Origin of the sequence: Mesorhizobium sp. L2C066B000 (genome assembly GCF_000502335.1) — a bacterium.
Taxonomy (GTDB): Bacteria; Pseudomonadota; Alphaproteobacteria; order Rhizobiales; family Rhizobiaceae; genus Mesorhizobium.
Map to the genome: position 1 here is coordinate 37,881 of NZ_AYWZ01000004.1, position 17,880 is coordinate 55,760.

The 17,880-nt window shown below is 64.1% G+C and carries 13 protein-coding genes; 10 read left to right on the plus strand and 3 right to left on the minus strand.

The genetic code is table 11. From position 1 onward, the window contains the following. Window position 1: 1 nt before the first annotated feature. Genes X733_RS1000000167120 through X733_RS153580 form a run of 5 tightly spaced genes read left to right on the plus strand, consistent with a single transcriptional unit; the run spans window position 2 to window position 3,948 of the window. Complete coding sequence (locus X733_RS1000000167120; RefSeq protein ID WP_023818532.1) at window positions 2-868, plus strand: DUF4150 domain-containing protein; 867 nt, start codon at window positions 2-4, stop codon at window positions 866-868. A gap of 3 nt (window positions 869-871) precedes the next feature. Continuing rightward, window positions 872-1,321: a hypothetical protein gene (locus tag X733_RS17290; RefSeq protein ID WP_023818533.1), complete on the plus strand. Its 450-nt coding sequence runs from the start codon at window positions 872-874 to the stop codon at window positions 1,319-1,321. A gap of 18 nt (window positions 1,322-1,339) precedes the next feature. Then, window positions 1,340-1,819 carry a hypothetical protein gene (locus tag X733_RS153585; RefSeq protein WP_023682621.1) on the plus strand — a complete coding sequence of 160 codons (480 nt, stop codon included), beginning with the start codon at window positions 1,340-1,342 and terminating at the stop codon, window positions 1,817-1,819. 3 nt (window positions 1,820-1,822) lie between these two features. Continuing rightward, window positions 1,823-2,914, plus strand: a complete 1,092-nt coding sequence (locus X733_RS0134560) for a DUF2169 domain-containing protein (RefSeq protein WP_023682622.1) — start codon at window positions 1,823-1,825, stop codon at window positions 2,912-2,914. Further along, entirely contained in the window at window positions 2,902-3,948 is a 1,047-nt protein-coding gene (locus X733_RS153580) for a hypothetical protein (protein WP_023818534.1), read from the plus strand. The genes X733_RS0134560 and X733_RS153580 overlap by 13 nt, the downstream gene beginning before the upstream one ends. 33 nt (window positions 3,949-3,981) lie before the next feature. On the opposite strand, the gene X733_RS153575 is transcribed toward X733_RS153580, so the two are convergent. From X733_RS153575 to tssI, 3 genes are read right to left on the minus strand one after another with little or no spacing between them, the layout of a single operon-like run. Further along, window positions 3,982-5,145 (minus strand): hypothetical protein, encoded by a 1,164-nt coding sequence (locus X733_RS153575; protein WP_023818535.1) that lies wholly within the window; start codon window positions 5,143-5,145, stop codon window positions 3,982-3,984. A gap of 10 nt (window positions 5,146-5,155) precedes the next feature. Next, window positions 5,156-5,581, minus strand: a complete 426-nt coding sequence (locus X733_RS153570) for a DUF6484 domain-containing protein (RefSeq protein ID WP_023682625.1) — start codon at window positions 5,579-5,581, stop codon at window positions 5,156-5,158. Between the two features lie 7 nt (window positions 5,582-5,588). Then, on the minus strand, window positions 5,589-7,922 hold the full coding sequence (gene tssI, locus X733_RS153565; protein WP_023818536.1) for a type VI secretion system tip protein TssI/VgrG: 2,334 nt from the start codon (window positions 7,920-7,922) through the stop codon (window positions 5,589-5,591). Window positions 7,923-8,193: 271 nt separating this feature from the next. Here tssI and tagH point away from each other — a divergent pair, with 271 nt between their 5' ends. The 5 genes from tagH (at window position 8,194) to X733_RS153540 (ending at window position 17,874) form a co-directional block, all read left to right on the plus strand. Next, window positions 8,194-9,213, plus strand: coding sequence for a type VI secretion system-associated FHA domain protein TagH (gene tagH, locus X733_RS153560; RefSeq protein WP_023818537.1), 1,020 nt, complete (start codon window positions 8,194-8,196; stop codon window positions 9,211-9,213). A gap of 250 nt (window positions 9,214-9,463) precedes the next feature. Continuing rightward, window positions 9,464-10,990, plus strand: a complete 1,527-nt coding sequence (gene tssL / locus X733_RS153555; protein ID WP_023818538.1) for a type VI secretion system protein TssL, long form — start codon at window positions 9,464-9,466, stop codon at window positions 10,988-10,990. Beyond that, a complete protein-coding gene (gene tssM, locus X733_RS153550) occupies window positions 10,987-14,508 on the plus strand; it encodes a type VI secretion system membrane subunit TssM (protein ID WP_023818539.1) in 3,522 nt (1,173 codons plus the stop codon). The genes tssL and tssM overlap by 4 nt, the downstream gene beginning before the upstream one ends. 157 nt (window positions 14,509-14,665) lie before the next feature. After that, window positions 14,666-15,424: a protein phosphatase 2C domain-containing protein gene (locus tag X733_RS153545; protein ID WP_023692196.1), complete on the plus strand. Its 759-nt coding sequence runs from the start codon at window positions 14,666-14,668 to the stop codon at window positions 15,422-15,424. After that, window positions 15,421-17,874, plus strand: a complete 2,454-nt coding sequence (locus X733_RS153540) for a serine/threonine-protein kinase (RefSeq protein ID WP_023818540.1) — start codon at window positions 15,421-15,423, stop codon at window positions 17,872-17,874. The genes X733_RS153545 and X733_RS153540 overlap by 4 nt, the downstream gene beginning before the upstream one ends. The last annotated feature ends 6 nt before the right edge of the window (window positions 17,875-17,880 follow it).

Genomic DNA, 17,880 nt, shown 5'->3' on the forward strand with positions numbered 1-17,880 from the left:
GATGGGCAGCACAGTCTTTGCTGAAGGCATGGGCTTCTTCCACAAAGGAAGCGGCGGCAAGGGCGTGGCGCCGGGAGATGTGTGCTTGAGCCCGCCTTCCCCGCCGGCAGGCCCGGTTCCGGTTCCATACGTCAACATGCTGTCTTCCAGCGATCTCACCAAAGGCAGTAAGAGCGTCAAGATCGAAGGCAATCCGACCGCGCTCGAAAGCTCGTCGGAGGTTGCGACCAGCACCGGCAACGAGCCGGCCACCCAAGGCCTCGGCGCGGGGGTCATAACGCACAAGATCAAGGGCAAGGGAGTGTTCAAGCTCTGGTCGTTCGTCGTCAAGGTGGAGGGTAAGGGTGTCTGCCGCCATGGCGACACCATGGAGCAGAACACGGCAAGTCCACTCCCGAACACCATCGATACCGCCGCCTTGGTCAACTTCCGCAATGCTCTTCTGGTGAAAGAGAAGAAGAAATGCACGACCGATTATTGCTACGACGATCATTACACCCAGCCAACAGGCCCGCAGAAAGCCAAGGTTCAGAACCGGCCATGCTGGGAATGCAAACGTAACCTTGACAGGTTGAAGAAACGCACGACCGGCAAGAACAAGACCGCGATCAAGCGACTGGAGGCCAAGGTCAACCGGCAAATTTCGGGGAAGGAAGCCCCGCTGATCGCCGATCACCAGCCGACGCAGAAGGCAGCGTGGTACGCGGGTGGATGCAATATAGAGATCGTCCCACAAGGCTTCAAGGATGCGATGAAAGCGCTTTACGTCAGGCCGCATTGCTCCAGCCACAGCAACAGCCAGCCGGGCCGGCAGTCGAAGGTGGACAACAAGGCGATTAGGAAGTTCATGAACGCTCGGGTGATCTAGGCGATGAGTGCAACGGGTTTTGCCGATCTCGACGCTGACTATACGGCGATAATCGATGCGTGGACCGCAGAGCTCCACGCCGTCATGCCGGCGATCGAGGAATGGTGGGGCGCACTGCAGCAGCGCCTGAACGCCTCCGGTGAGAACATAGCCAATCTGCATTGGCCCGCCGGGCTGGTGGCCCATCCACGGATTCTGGCGATCTACCGCGAGCACTACTTCAAGGTTCACGGCCTGAACCTTGAACGGTACGCCCGACAGACCGATGATGACGACGAGGACGATGAATCGAACTGGGGTGAGGATGGCGACGAAGCGGACGCCAGCGGTCCCGTGCCGCCCAATCTGCTGCTGGTCGAAATGATGTCCGAATACGACACGGAACTATTCAAGTACTTCAAGTACTTCGTCTATGTCCCGATCGGCGAGGATCCATCTCTCGAAATGTGCTGAGGCTAGAAGAAGATGGCAATGCGGATTGATCATAGTGTCGAACTCGGCCTGAACCGGCTTCTTAACGCACCCCAGGACGTTGTCGGTCCCGATCATGGAATCCGCCTTTCGCGCCGCGAGGCCTCTGCTGCCTATAGGTCCCTGTTCAAGGCCTACCTCGCTGACTTGCAGGAGACGTTCGAGGTGGCTTCCGAGATCTGGGAAGCTGGCCTCGACGAACTGGTCGATGGCGGCCTGACCGTCAATCAAGCGATCACGGCCCAGCTGGATGATGCAGCGGCCGGCCCGGCGAATCATCCGGCGGTGGTGTGGCTCGTGCGGGAATACTGGCTGCGATGCGTTGCGGTGGGGGAAACGCTGCCCGCGGCCGACCGCCTCGCGCCTGAGGTGTTCCTGCTGCAATGGGTCGTCGATGAAGGCAACAAGGAATATGTAGAACTGCTGACGGCCATGCCCTATTGGCCGATCGGGCTTGATGAAAACGGCCGGTGGTGCTGAACGATGGCCTTCGATGTCTGGCTGGAAAACAGGACACCCTTCGCCGCCGCGACGCACGTCCAATTGAATGCTGACGGCCAAGAAACTCTGATTGTCATGCTATCGGCAAGTTTCACGGCGACGGATGAAGGAAAGGAATTCCAGCCAGCGGCCGAACAGGTGCCGGTGATCTTTGGCGATGAGCCTTTTGGCGATCCGGCCCTTTCATCGACCCGCTACGAAGCGGACATCGCGCCCGTCAAGCCTGGCGCCGAGGTGATCGTGAATGGCGTCGCGCACGCGCCGGATGGAAGGCCGGTACGCGAGATGCAGGTTGGCCTGCGTGTCGGTAACTCGATCCGCAAGGTATTGCAGGTCGTCGGGGACCGGATCTACGACTCCGGCGGCTACAGCGCACCGGCGCCTTTCCGGACCATGCCGATCGTCTATGAACGCACCTATGGCGGCACTTTGGAAGACTTGCGCACGGACCAGCGCAACCCAGTCGGCGTGGGGTACCATAACGCCCGGTCTGCAGATCCTGCGGTCAGAACCGAGGCGCCCAACGTCATGTATCCGGGCGAAGCGCAAGCCCGACCTGGGGAATCCCTGAGGCCGGCGGGATTCGGGACGATTGGCCGGGGCTGGCAACCGCGCCTGGCTTTCGCCGGAACCTACGACAAGGCTTGGCTCGAATCCCAATGGCCGCTCGCTCCCAAAGACTTCGACACGCGGCATTATATGTGCGCCCCAGCCGATCAGCAGATGGCCGGCATCGGCAACGGCGAGGATATCACGGTGATCGGCATGACGGCTTCGGGCAGATGGGATTTCCGCCTGCCGCGCATCACGGCCCCGCTTCGGCTCATTTATGACGATCGTGTAGAAGAAAACGCGTTCAAGCCTGACACCGTGCTCATCGAGCCTGACTTGAAGCGCGTGACCCTTAAGGCTCGTTTGGCAGTGGTAATCCGGCGCAACGTGCCGGCGCTGCGGGAAATCGCCTTCGGCCACATTTCTCCTGTTTGGATCAATGCGCGCCGCAAGCGAAAACTCTATCTCAATCTTCTCGGCGGCGACGGGGCCCTGCGCGATCGCTCGGCGTGGCAGCCGTGAAGCGGCCGCTCTACATCTCGGTTGGTGGCGCCGTCACGCCTGCTGGATTGAACGCGCGCCAGACCATCTCAGCCATTCGCGCCAACCTGTCAGCATTTCAGGAGGTGCCTCTTTCAGAGCCGTTTCCCACCACACAGATCGTGGCACGCATTCCAGCCAAGGCGGGCCTGCGACGCAATGACGGGGTATGGCTCGCCAGCATGGGCGCCCGCGGCCTCAAGGAGGCGATGCTCGACAACAAGGCAACGCCGGACCAGACCGCTGTTCTGCTCGCGCTGCCGGAGAGTTTCCGCGACCATCCGGCGTATGAAGAGGTCGAGCGGGGGCGCCTTTTGAATGCCATTTTCGAGCGATGCGGCCTGCGCTTCAATGCCGGCTCGCGCGTATTTGACGGCGGTGCCGCAGCCAGCGCCGGACTGCTCGACTATGCCGGCGACATGCTAGAATCCGGGACCGTCGCGCAGGTGCTGCTGGGTGGTGTGGACAGCCTCGTCAACGGGACCGACATTGCGCGCTTGATGCGAGCCAATCGTCTGAAATCCGAAAACAATGCTCAAGGGGCAGTCCCTGGCGAGGGCGCTGTCTTCGTGCGCCTGACGCGAGCGCCGGGGAGCGGGCCGGCTGCAATGATTTGCGGGGCGGGCCTGGCTCAAGAGATCGACAGCGTTCTTTCCGAACGCCAGAGTCAAGGCCGTGCGATGGTGGCTTCGCTGCTTGCTGCCTTCAGCGGGTCCGGACCCAAGGAACCCGATATCGAGTTCCTTGTCAGCAATGGAAACGGGGAACGGTACAGCGGGCTCGAACAACTGGTCGGTCGCTCGCGCTTCTACCGCACGCACCGCGAGATATTCCCGACAGCCTACCCTGCGATGACGGTCGGCGACATTGGAGCCGCTAGTGCGGCACTTGTTCTGATGCTGGCGGCCGACAGTTTTATAAGCGGTTACGCGCCGGGCCGCGTCGCAGCCTGCGAGCTTGCATCCGAGGGTGGCAACCGGTCGGCGATCGCGCTTACCGACCTCCGCGAACGCTGAACGGAGGGACAAGCCTTCCCTCGGCGAAAGCGATCACATCCACGCCGGGAACTTGCGTGTCCTGCGCCAGTCTGCCAGCGGCGCCTCGGGCGTGGCGATCGCCGCGCGCAACGCATCCACCCTGAGCCTGCGCATCGAACGGAACAGACGATGGTTGCGCCCGCCGCGCCCTTCGTCCCACCATGCTTCGACGCGATCGGCGGCCGGCAGCGAGCTGTCGTCGAGTTGGGCAAAGCCCTCGCCAAGAACAGCTGGATCGGCAACGAAAAGGTCGGTGTCGCCGAAGTCCACCTCGAACAGATCGCGAAGTGCTGCACCCGCTGCGGATGCCAGTTCCGGCTCGCGCATCTTCTCGATCAGCCACGGCACCACCGCTTGGTCGCCGAGCAGCCCGATCGATGCCGTGGCCGCGATGCGCAAGACAGGCTGTCCGAGACGTGATTGCAGCCAGGCCTTGCCGGCCTTCGGCGGCGTCGTCAGCAGGCGCAACTCGATCGCCGCCCGCGCATGGTCCGTCTCCGTCAGCACGATCTTGTCGATCACCGAGTGCGCGGACCGAGCCTCGCCAAGCAGGCAAGCAGCGAAGGCGGCCGCAAGACGTTCTTTCGTTGTCTCGCCGTCAAGCCCAGCCAGGACTTCCGGAAGCAGGTCGCGCCGCCTGAGCACGCCGGCGAGCCGGACGGCGCGCCAACGCACGTTCGCATTGGAATGGCTGGCCAGATCATGCAGGCGCTGTCCCGGATCGACGCGATGATGCCAGAGCGCAGATAGCCCAAGACAGCGCAGCCGCGCGTCGCGCGTGTCCAGCCACTGCGCCACGAACGGGCGCAGGTTTTCGCCCGGCGTGCGCGCGATCGCGGCAGACAGGCTCGATATGCCGGCGTCACCTAGGCTTGCGCCCGCGTCGATTGCAGAGGTCACCAATTTGGCATCGCTCCAACGCATTGCCAGAGTGCCAAGCACGAAAATCTCGCCCGGTTCGGCGTAGTCGGCGAAGCGCGCTTGAGCAGCTTCCCAACCGGCCTTGCCGGCTGCCATGAGCCCTTCGAGATTGGCTTCGAGACGCTGGTCGATGCGGCCGATATCGGTCTCGTCGAGGATTGGACCGTCGATCTCCAGACGACGTCGAAGCCACAGGAACGCCGCGTCCTCGGCGTGTTGGTCCACGATCGCCGCAATGGTCGCGATGCTGTGCATCGGCAATGCCTCAGTTAAGATGCACGGCCCCGCCGCGGATGCGGTTGGTGCCACTGGCCTGGCTGGTCAACTGGGTGCCACGAATGGTCACGCGTCCATTCTTCTCCAGAATGATCGATGCCAGGCCGCAGCGCAGTTCAATGCGCTCATCGCCGTTGATGACGACACGTTCGCCGTCGCGGACGACTTCGAGGCTCCTGCCGCGGGGCGCAGGATCGACGATGCGCCCGACCACCAGCGGCCGCGCCGGGTCGCCGCCCTCGAAGAGCAAAGCCAGTTCGGATCCGACGGCCGAAACGTCCAGCTCCGTCAGGCTGCGCGCCGCTATCGCGGTCTCGCGCGGATTGCCGACGAAGACAACCAGCGGCGCCCCGCCTTGGAAGCCGATCAGCAGGCCGATCACGACGCCGTCGATACGCTCCAGCACTTCCATGATGATGCCCTCAATTGTTGTTGATCGTGCTGCCCTTGACGATCACCTCGCCGTCGGCCTTGACGGTGATCTTGCCGCTGCCCTTGAGGGTAATATCCTTCCCATCAGCGACAATGGTGCCATCCTTTTTCATCGTGATCGAGGCCGAACCGCATTTGAGCGTGATCGAGTCGGCCGCCTCGATCATCAGATTCTTGCCGACCTTGATCACACTGTCTTCGGCTATCTGGATTCCGCTGCCTTTGCCGACCTTGAGCGCGTGCCCGCCGCCGACATCGGTTGCGTCGTCCGCAGCGATTTTTGCCGACCTGCCCTTGCCGATCTGCGACGACTGTGCCCCGCCAATGGTGAAACTCTGATCGGCGCCAACATTGACGCTTTGCGCCGCCGCGATGTTCCAGCTATCAGCCGCGCCGATATCGTGGCTCTGCGCAGCACCTACGGTGACCGACCGCGTCGCACCGATCGTGTTCGTCTGCGGACCGCCCACAGTTCGGGTCTCGGATGCTCCGACCGAATCGACCCGGGCCGCGCCAACGGTCACTGTCTGGACGATTGCAACCGTCTGGGTGTGGTTGGCACCTATGGTCTCCGTGGAGTTCGAGCCGATGTTGATCGTCTCATCGACCCCCACCGTCAGTGAGCGGTTCTTGCCCACCGTCTCAGTGTCGTTCGACCCGATATTGGTCGTCTGGTCGACGCCGACCTTGACCGTCTTGTTGTTGCCGACGTCCTCGTCGAGGTTGTGACCGACGGAGTGCTTGGCGTCGTGGTCTATGCGGTCGGACTGGTCGTGCTGGACCAGCTTCTGGCGATCATTCTTGATCAGAAGGTGATGGTCCTTCTGCGCCTGGAAATTGACCAGTTCGGAGCCGGCCTTGTCCTCGAACATCAGCTCGTTGTAGCCGCCACCGCCCTTCGACGAGTTGGATTTCCAGCCCGACTGCGTGGCGTTGCCGGGCAGCCCGTAGGGCGGCATCTGCGAGGCGTTGTAGACCCGGCCGGTGATGATCGGCAGATCCGGATTGCCTTCGATGAAATCGACGATCACTTCCTGGCCGATGCGGGGAATCTGGATGAAGCCCCAGCCGCTGCCGGCCCAGGTCTGCGACACGCGCACGAAGCAGGAGCTCTTCTGGTCCTTCTTGCCCAGGCGGTCCCAGTGGAACTGCACCTTCACCCTGGCATATTTGTCGGTGAAGATTTCCTCGCCGGACGGACCGACGACCGTCGCCGTCTGTGGCCCGCGCATGATCGGCCGCGTCGTGATGCGCGGTGGCCGATAGGCGACTGAAGTCGGCGCCACGCCGAGCACGACCTTGAAATTCTCGCCATCGGTGTCGACGCCGGCGCGGTAGCCCGGATCGAACAGCCGGTATTCGGCGCTGACGACCAGATACTCCTTGTTCTGGTCTTTGCGCGGAAAGCCGTCGAGCTTGAAGGTGCAGCCGGAGAACAGGCCGCGCACGGTGCCGACGGCGGCAATGCGCATATGCGGCGCCTGGATTTCTTCGCGCCTGATCGCCGCCAGGCTGTCGCCGCGGCCGACTTCCAGATGCGCGCCGGGGTGGCGATAGTTCTCGCCGGCAGCCTGCTTGTGGCCGAAGGGCTGTGCCGACTTCGCCATCAAATCGGCGGCGGGCTTCTCGAAATCATAGTCGGTGTGGGCATAGGCGCCCGGGCGCACCGCACTGCCTGGAATCCACTCGGTGATGTATTCGACGTCGCGGCGCGAGCCCTGTCCTTCGAACTGATAGAGCACGGTCTCATAGCCAGGCGCGGGCTTCAGCTTGCTCATGGCGTCGGCCAGGATCAGTTTGTGCTCACCTTCGGCGTGCTCGAAGAAGTACATGATGCCTTCGTGCTCGAGCAGCCGCTGCACGAAATCGAGGTCGCTCTCGTCATATTGCACGCAATATTCGCGCGGCGGATAGGAGCCCTGCAGGCGCTTCTCGAACTTGGCGATGCCGCCATATTTGGAGAAAATCTCCTCCACGATCTCGACGGCGGTCTTGTCCTGGAAAATGCGGCAGTCGGTGGTATTTCCTAGGAACCACAACCACGGCCTGACGACCGCCTCGTAGTGAGCCAGCCGATCTTCGATGCGGGTAAGGCGAAACTCGGCGATGAGGCCGCTGAACCAGCGTTTGGGGTCGGCCTCCCCTTCGATCGAAACGGCGCCGCCCAGCATCTTCAGCGGGTCGATATCGGCGTTGGTCGAGACAAATCCAACGGTGTAGGCAAGGCAGCGGCTGATTTCGTCGCGGCCGACGAGATGCGTGAAAGTCAACAGTTCGGCGCCGACCGGCGTCTGCACAAGCGCGGCGCGTTGTTCACTCGGCATGGGTCGTGCCCCTCCTGAGCGCTAGTGTGGCAGGTTCGAAGCCCTTCTTGTGTTAACGACCTCACGTTCAGGGATATTTCGCAACTTGCCACCCAAGCCATGTTGAGCCTACCACATGTTCTATGGCAGACCAAAGAGGACAAGCGGCAGGCCGTTGCTGTTTGCGCCGCTTTCGCCAGTGTGAAACGCCGCTCTCCCGCTGTGCCCGCAAGCTGCTAGACTGTGGCACATCGGATCAATGGAAACGGCAGCGGTCGACGGTCCATAGCGCATGTTCATCAGTCTGCAGATCAGCAATGTCGATGTCCTGCCTGCCGGGCTGCCGCCCGGCTACGCATCGCGCGACCGCGGCTTCGAGATTGGGCGGGAGAACTGCGCCTGGACCTTGCTCGATCCGGACAAGTTCATCTCCGGCCGGCATTGCGAAATCCGCTACGAAGGCGGCGCCTTTTTTCTCCACGACGTCTCGCGCAACGGCACATTCGTCAACGGGTCGAGCCAGCGCCTGACCGGCCCGCACCGGTTGGCGCAAGGTGACCGGCTCCGGATCGGCCGCTATATCGTCTCGGTGTCGATCGATGACGGGAACCCAGCCTTCGGTGGCCATGGTTCGACGCAACGGCAGATGCCCGTTGGATCCTTTCCAGACCATGCCGCATCGCCACGGTCACCGACCGCGCCGCCCGCTTCGCTCTCCAGCCGGCCGCAGCAAGCCGACGAGATCCTGCGCGCGATTGCCGCCGGCGCCGGCATTCCGCCAGAGGTGCTTTTGCTGCGCCAACCGCAGGAGGTAGCCGGCGAGATCGGCGCGGTGCTGCGCATCGTCGTCGACGAGCTGGTGTTGCTGTTGAAGGCGCGCGCCGCTGCAAAAGTCCTGGCCAAGACCAGCGACCGGACCATGATCAATTCCGCCGACAACAATCCGCTAAAGTTCGTGCCCGGGACAGACGAAATCCTCGACATCATGTTCGCGCGGCGCAGGGCCGGCTATCTCGATGCCAGGCACAGCATCGAAGACGCTTTCCACGACCTCAAAACACATGAATTCGCCACCTTCGCCGCCATGCAGGCAGCGCTGTCGCGGTTGCTTGACGATCTGTCGCCCGAGGCGATTGCGAAAAAACTGCCGCCATCCTCCTTTGCCTCGAAGAAAACGCGCGCCTGGGACGCGCTGGTCGCGACCTGGCGGGCCAAGGAGGAAGCGCACGAGAACGGCATGCTGGACATATTCCTCACCTATTTCAGTGAAGCCTATGCCAAGGCCGCCAAACAGAAGACCGGCAAGGGCTAAGCCCGCGCACCGCTGAGGACACCGTGAAGGCGACCCGAGCACGGGCCGGCCACCAAAATTGCGCCGGGTTTCCATCGCAACCTTCTGAGACTACGATCACATACGACGATTGAGCACGCGGGTACGGTTGGTCGACCTCGGGGGTCTGCGGCACATGTCATGTCACGGCGAGATAGCGTCCTGCGGTCCGCGTTTGCGCGGACATGGCGCTGTGCGTCGCGGCGCGCGGGCGTAGAGGCAGGGATCGGCGATGAGCTCGAAGGATGATCCTTTCGATCCGACCGGCAAAACCGTCATCCGCCCCAGCCGCCCCAATCCCGGCCGCAAGCAAAAGACGGTTCTCGCCCGCGATGCGCCGGCCCCCGGCAGTACGGTGATCGCCCCTGCCAGCGTCCCGGAACCCACGGTTTTCGATCCCAACGCCGGCCGCCAGCCGCCGTCCGACGTCACGGGGACGGTGATCTATCAGGGAACGCCCTTCGCCAACGCGCCGGCCGATCCGCCCGTTCACGGCTCAGCCGGGACGGCGGGGAAAACGCCATGGGATGCGCTGCTCGGCGCCAGCGATGCCGTCGATTATGGCGCGGCCAACCCGATCGTCGCTGCCGCGGCGCCCTTGCTGATACTGCTTGGGCATCTGCGGCTGATGGCTGTCGAAAGACCGGCCGAGCCGCTGGCGCAGCATGTCGCCGGCCTGATCGAGGATTTCGACCGCAAGATCGCTAGGACCGATACCTCGGAAGAGGATGCGCGCATCGCCAGCTATGTGCTTTGCGAAACCGCCGACGATATCGTCGCCAATCTGCCCGGTTCCAGCCGGGATGCGTGGGCGCAGCACGCCATGCTGCAGCGCTTCTTCCAGGTCAAACCCACCGGCGCCGGTTTTTTCCAGGCGCTGAACACGGTGCTGGCGACGCCGGAACCTCATCGCAATCTCATCGAGCTGATGCATGTCTGCCTGTCGCTTGGCTTCGAAGGCCAGTATCGCGGCCAGCCGCGCGAGAGCCTCGAACGGGTCCGCCGCGACGTCTACGAGACATCAGCCTATTTCCGCGTCCTCGGTGACGACGACATCTCGCCGCGCTGGCAAGGCTTGTCGGTCACATCGGCGCAAGGCTCCAGGCGGGTTCCGCTCTGGGCCACAGCCGCTGCAACCGCGGCAGTTTTGACCGCAGCCTTTTTCACGCTGCGCGTGCTCATCACCAATGATGGCGAGGCTGTTGCCGGCGAGTTGCTGGCGCTCAATCCGGCGACGCCGGTCACCATCGAGCGCACCGGCTTCGTCCCGCTGACCGAGGAGGTGAAGGTCGTCGCAGCGCCAACGACGATTGCGCAGGTCGATCGCATCCGCACAGCCTTGGCCAAGGAGATCGAAGGCGGCGGCGTCAGCGTCGGCACCAAGGGTGATTTCATCATCGTGGAAATCAGCAACGCCCTGCTGTTCCAGTCGGGACGAGCCGAGGTCAAGCCGGAGTTCGAGCCGGTGGCCGCCAGCATCGCGGCGGCTCTCGATGCGGAGCGCGGGCCGATCCGGATCGTCGGCCACACCGACAATGTCAAACCGAAGAAGACCAGCGCCTTCAAATCGAATTTCGACCTCTCCGTCGCACGTGCCCAGTCGGTGGAAAAGAGGATCGCAGCGCATTTCAGCGATCCGTCGCGGACAAAGGTCGAGGGCAAGGGCGAGGACGAGCCCATCGCCGACAATGCAACGCCGGAGGGCCGCGCCAAAAACCGCCGTGTCGATGTAATGATCCCGCGGGAGGAGATGCTGTGACCGGCTGGCTGCTGCGCATCTTCAGCGCGCTCGCGCTCGCCGGCTTTGCCGCCGCGGTCTGGTACGCCGGCCCGTTAATCCGATTTGCCGGCGCCCGGCCGTTGGATCCCATCTGGCTGCGGGCAGCGATCATCGGCATCGTCGTCGGAACGGTGGCGATCATTTATGCAATTCGGCTCTGGCGCAGGCGCAAGGCGCAGAAGGCGCTGGAGGCCGCCATGGCCAGCGCCGAGGATGACGGCAGCGATGCAAAGGTGCTGGAAGCTCGCATGAACGAAGCGGTTGCGACGCTCAGGCAGTCGAGCGGCAAGCGCAACTTCCTCTACGACGTGCCCTGGTACATCGTCATCGGCCCGCCGGGCGCCGGCAAGACCACCGCGCTGGTCAATTCCGGCCTGAACTTTCCGCTTGCCGGGTCGGGCCAGGCGCAGCCGGTGGCAGGGGTCGGCGGCACGCGCAATTGCGACTGGTGGTTCACCGACGAGGCGGTGCTGATCGACACGGCCGGGCGCTACACGACGCAGGATTCCCATGCACGGACCGACAGCAAAAGCTGGCTGGCGTTCCTGTCGCTGCTCAAGCGGCACCGGACGCGCCAGCCGATCAATGGCGTCATCCTGGCGATCAGCCTTGCCGATCTGATGGCGGACAGCGAGCAGGCGGCCCGCGTCGCCGAGATCCGCAGCCGCCTGCAGGAAATCCACGAGGTCCTGAAGGTCCGCTTTCCCGTCTACGTGCTGTTCACCAAGGCCGACCTGGTCTCCGGATTCATGGAATATTTCGGCGGTTTCGACGAAGCACGCCGGCGCAAGGTGTGGGGCGCGACCTTCCAGACCGCCGAGCGCGGCCTGAACATGGTCGCGGAAGCGCCAGCCGAATTCGACGCGCTGGTGAAGCGCCTGACCGAAGAGATGAGCGAGCGGCTGCAGGCGGAGACCGATCCGGTCGCGCGCATCGCCATTTTCGGCTTCGCCGCGCAGCTCGGTGCGCTGAAAGGCCGGATCGTGAATTTCCTCGAGGGCGTTTTCGAGCCGACGCGCAAGCAGCTGAACGCCCCCCTGCGCGGCCTGTATTTTTCTTCCGGCACGCAGGAAGGCACGCCGATCGACCAGTTGCTGGGCAGCATAGGCCGCAGTTTCGGCAGGAATGCCCAGGCGCATCTTTCCGGCACCGGCAAAAGCTTCTTCCTGCACGATCTGTTGAGCCGCGTCATTTTCGCCGAGTCCGGGTGGGTGTCCTATGACAGGGCGGCCGACAGGCGCGTTGCGATCGCCCGCTACGCCGGCCTGACAGCGATCGCGGCCATAGCGATCGCCGCGCTTGGCGTTCTCGGCCTGAGCTTTACGACCAACAAATCGCTGGTCGCCGCGACGGGCCAGGCGGCAGGCCAATACCGCGCGACAGCCGCGCCGCTGCTGGCCAGCACGACGGTGTCGGATGCCGACCTCGAAACCGTCATCGGCGCGCTCGATGCGCTGCGCGGCCTGCCGGCCGGCTACGATACGAGAGACCAGCCCACCCCGGCCACGGCGACGTTCGGCCTCAGCCAGCGTGAGCGTATCCTTTCGGCCTCCGAGACCGCCTACCGGCAGGGGCTGGAGCGGATGTTCCGCTCGCGCCTGCTGTTCCAGCTCGAACGCACGATCGAGGCCAGGATGGCCGATCCGATGGCGCTGTACGAGCCGTTGAAGATTTACCTGATGCTGGGCGGCAAGGCGCCGAAAGTGGATGACGAGCTGGTCGTCACCTGGCTGAAGCGGGACTGGGAACAGAACCGCTATCCCGGCGCCCACAATCGCGACGGCCGGGCGCAACTGGAGAAGCATTTGCGCGCCATGCTGGCGCTCGACGATGACCAGGATCCCTCGTTCGAACTCAACCGCGCGCTGGTCGAATCCGCCCAGCGCTCGCTCGGCCGCATGAGCCTTGCCGATCGCGCCACCGCGCTCATCCAGTCGGCCACCTATGCGGCGGCGCTGGACGATTTTTCGGTGTCATCGCAAGCCGGCGCGGAGGCGCCGATGCTGTTCGAGCGCAATGACGGAAACGATCTCGCCGGCCTTCGCGTCCCCGGTCTCTACACCCATGCCGGCTTCGACTTCTATCTGGCGCAACTTGCCAGGAGCGCGCAGGCGCTGGTCGACGATCAATGGGTGATCGGCTCGAGCGGCGAGCAAGGCGGTTTCGACCAGGAATTGCTCAAGCTCGGCCCGGAGCTGCTCGATCGCTATGGCAAGGGCTTTGCGGCGGCGTGGAACGAGGTGCTCGACAGGTTGAAGTTCAAGGCAATGGCCGCCGACAAACCGCAATATCTGGCGCTGTCCGCAGCGGGATCACCGAGTTCGCCGCTGATGCAGCTGTTCGAGGCGATCGCGCGCGAAACAGCTTTGACGCAAGAGCGCAATCCGGCTGCGCCGTCTCAAGACAGCGGCCAGGAAATCGCGGCACGCGCCAAGGGCCTCGCCCGCATCGGCATCGAGCTTGCAGCGCGCAAATCGCAGAGCAGGGCCGGGACCGCCTTTGTCAGTACGCAGAACCAGGATCCCGGCGCCAACATCGAAGCCCAGTTCCGGTCTTTCCAGGCTTTGGTGGCCGGGGCGCCGGGGCAGCGGCCGCTCGACGCCCTGACCCAGAATTTCCGCGAAATCTATCAGAGCGTGCGGCTGGCCGCCGATGTCCCCGCCCAGACGGACCAGGCCAACGCCAATCTGCAGCTGCAGATATCGACTCTACGCGCCAACGCCTCGCGGCTGCCGAAGGCGCTGGCCAGGATGGTGAGCGCGGCGGCGGACGATTTCGAGGGCACCGTCGCCGAAACATCGACCACGCATCTCAACGAGATGCTGGAGGAGACCGTCGGCCGTCCGTGCGAAGAGATGATTGCCGGGCGCTTTCCATTCGCCCCCGCCGGTACCGACGATGTCGCCATGGCGGATTTTGCCAGATTGTTTTCTCCGGGCGGGGTTCTCGACCGGTTTTTCGCGCAGAACCTGGCGTCGCTGGTCGACATGAGCGGCCAGGACTGGGACTGGAAACAGGACACCAGGTTCGGCCGCAATCTGGCGAAATCGACGCTGAAGAACTTTCAGCTCGCGGCACAAATCCGCGCGGCTTTCTTTCCGCTCGGCGGGCCGGTGCCGTCGATCAACATCACCTTCACGCCGCTGTCGCTGCATGGCGATGCCGACATGGCGCTGCTCAATATCGACGGCCAGGTGCTGCAGGCCACCCAAGCCGGCAACACGCCGGGCCTGATTCCGTGGCCGGGCAAGACCGGTTCGGCCAGTCTCAGCCTGACGCCGGAGCTGCCCGGCCGCGAGTCCGCAATCAAGTTCGACGGTCCCTGGGCGTTGAAACGATTGCTGGACAAGGGGCAGGTCACCGCCAATGGCGACAGTCTCGAAGCGCATTTCCTCATCGGCGGGCGCGATGTCGCCTACACGATCAAGACCGGGGAGGACGGTAATCCGTTCACGCTGCCGGGGCTCTCCGCGTTCAGCTGTCCGAAGGCTTTCTGATGGGGAATTGCATGGCAGGACCAGCGATTGCAGGACGCAGAAACAGCGGCGGCACCACACCGTCCGTCATCAGCGGCTTAGATTTCGATACTCTAATGAATGGGGCTGTGGCAGACTGGCCAGGCACGTCAGCCAAGGCGTTGCGGAGCGTAGGCAAGTGAACGATGCCGCCTTTGAGAGCTACGGCGTGAGCCACAAGGGCTGCGTGCGCGACCACAATGAGGACAGCTTTCTGGTCGAGCCGCGGATCGGCCTCTGGGTGGTGGCCGACGGCATGGGCGGGCACGAGGCCGGAGAAGTCGCTTCGGCAAGCATTGTCGAGCATCTGGCGACGATCGGCATCGCCAGTTCGGCGCCGGATCTGCGCGCCCGCTTTGAGGATCGGCTGAACCGGGCGCATGCCGAGATCCGCCGGATTTCGCGCTCACGCGGCGTGACCATCGGCTCCACCGTTGCCGCACTGCTGGCCATGGACGGCAGGTTCGCCTGCCTGTGGTCGGGCGACAGCCGCGTCTATCTCGTGCGCAACGCCGCGATCTCGCAGATTTCGCGCGACCACACCGAGGTCCAGGAACTGCTCGACAGCGGCGCGATCAGCGCGGCCGAAGCGGAGAACTGGCCGCGCCGCAACGTCATCACCCGCGCCATCGGCGTCAACGACGAAATCGCCATCGACTTCCAGCAGGGAGAGACCCTTGCCGGCGACATTTTCATCCTCAGCACGGACGGCCTGACGGCGCATGTCAGTGACGCGGAGATTGCGGCTGCAGTGCTCTCGGCAGCGCCGCAGGCTGCCTGCGAAAAGCTGCTTTCCATGGTGCTTGAGCGCGGCGGCACGGACAACGTCACCATCGTTCTGGTCAAGATCAGAGACAAAGGCAATGGCCTGTCCCGAGCAGAAGGCCGTGACCGATGAGCTCCGACGACAAGACCCGGCTATTGCCCAACATGGCGGATACCAGCGTCGGCACGCAGCTCAGCGGCATCTACGAGCTCGACGAACGCATCGCGTCGGGCGGCATGGGCGAAGTCTATCGCGGCCACAACATCCAGACCGGCGATCATGTCGCGATCAAGATCGTGCTGCCGGAATTCGCCCGCGATCAGACGATCCTGTCGCTGTTTCGCAAGGAAGCCTCGATCCTCAACCATCTGTCGCATGACGCGGTCGTGCGCTACCACGTCTTCACCATAGATCCCGGCATCGGGCGGCCCTATCTGGCGATGGAATTCGTCGACGGCCAGTCGCTGTACGACGTCATGCGCGGCGGGGCGATGGCGACTCCGGATGTGCGCAAACTGTGCCACCGGCTGGCCTCGGGCCTGAGCGCCGTGCACCAGGCCGGCGCCATCCACCGCGATCTGTCGCCCGACAACATCATCCTGCCGGGCGGCCGGGTCGAGCGGGCAAAGATCATCGATTTCGGCATTGCGCGATCGGCCGCGGTCGGTGGCGAGACGCTGATCGGCGGCAAGTTTGCCGGAAAATACAATTACGTCTCCCCCGAGCAGCTCGGGCTCTATGGCGGCGAGGTCAGCGAACAGTCCGACATCTACAGCCTGGGGCTGGTGCTGGCGGCGGCGCTGCGCGGCAAGCCGATCGATATGGGCGGCTCGCAATACGAGATCGTCGAAAAACGGCGGACCGTCCCTGATCTCTCCGGCATCGATGCCGATTTCAGGGACATTGTCGAAGCGATGCTGCAGCCTGACCCGGATGATCGACCGGCCAGCATGGCCGAAATCGCCCGGTTGACGCGCGACGACAGCGACGCAACCTTGCCGCCGGCATCGCTCGCGCCCCGGCCCGGTCTGCCGCGAACCGGGCAGACCGCAGGGCCTGTCTCGAAGGTCGGGGACTCGCCGGCCCAAGGCTTCGGTTCGGCCCCGCCAAGCGGCACGGCGGAGCCGTCTTTCGTGCCGCACGTGCGCCCGGCGCACCTGTCGCAGCCGAAACCGGCTGCTGAAACTCCCAGACGAGCAAGCACACCGCCGAAGCGTGCTACTACAGGCAGAAATCTGACGATCGCGGTGCTGTCGGCGGTGGCCGTGGTATCGCTTGGAGGGCTCTATGCATCGGGTATCGTGGGATTCGGAGACCGGCCTCGCGTCACCGACACCGGCAAGCCGCTCCAACCCGAACTGACAAAGCCGATCGTCGCTGACAAGCCCGTTCCGGACACTGCGCCGGTCGAGAAGACGGTGCCAAAGCCGCAACCAGCGGAGACTGCGGCTGAAGATCAGGCCAAAGCGCCGGTCGAGCCGCAGCCGACGCCACCAGTCGCGTCGAGCGCTACGGCCCCGCTGCCGGCCGCACCAATCGACAAGACCGTCGCGCTGCAACCGCCATCCGGCCCGTCACAGTCCGATGCCGCGAAGAACCCCGAGCCTGTCAGTCCGCCGGTAGAGCCCAAGGCGACAGCGCCGGCCACGCAAACACCTGAACCAACGGCCGAGGCACCCACGCCCACAGCACCGGCGCCGCAACCCACCGCTCAACCGCCCGAGCCCAAGGCGCAGGCGCCTGAACCGACCGCGCAGGCGCCCAAGCCGGACACGCAGGCGCCCAAGCCGGACACGCTGGCCCCCAAGCCGGACACGCAGGCGCCTGAAACGACCGCAGAGCCCAACCCAAGCCGGCCCAACATCGCCAGCGGCGAGCAGGCCGACAAGTCCGCAGAGCCCGACATTGCCATGAACGTGCCCAAGCCGGAGGTGCCGCCACCGGCCGATGCGGCCGCGGAGCGGGTCACCTGGGTACGCGCCTTCAATGGTGGTGATTGTTTTTTTGCGACGGTGACGTCGGCCGCCGACAAGGGCGTCGCGATCGAGGGCTTCGGCACGTCGGTGCCACCCTTCGAACAGTTGCTTGGGGAATTCCAGGCGAAGTTCCATGTCGAGCCGGATATCAGCGTCCGCCTTATCCAGCCCCCGCAATGCGGGATCACCGGCTTCCTGCGTTTCATGGGCGCGAGCACGGCCGACAGGCCGCAGCTTGTCCTCGACCAGACATCGGTGCCGGACGGCTCGCCGATCGACGGCACGCTGATGACGCATGGCGGGCTGGTGTCGAGCGTGTTCCTGATCGACCACAGGGGCATCGCCTTCAACCTCGACGATCATGTTGTCGTACAAGCCGACAAGGCGACCTTCTCGATCCCGATCGGGCTCGGCGCCGCCGACAAGGCGGCAGGCAAGGCGTTGCCGCAGATCATCATGGTGATCACCGGCCCGGACGACATCAAAGCGGCGGACTTCTCGACGCCGACGCCGGCCTCGGTGCTGTTGCCCAGGATACTCGACGAGATCGGCGCCAGGAGTTCGGCATTTTCGGCGACCGCCAAATACTTCCGCCTCGGCGGCTAGGCACCG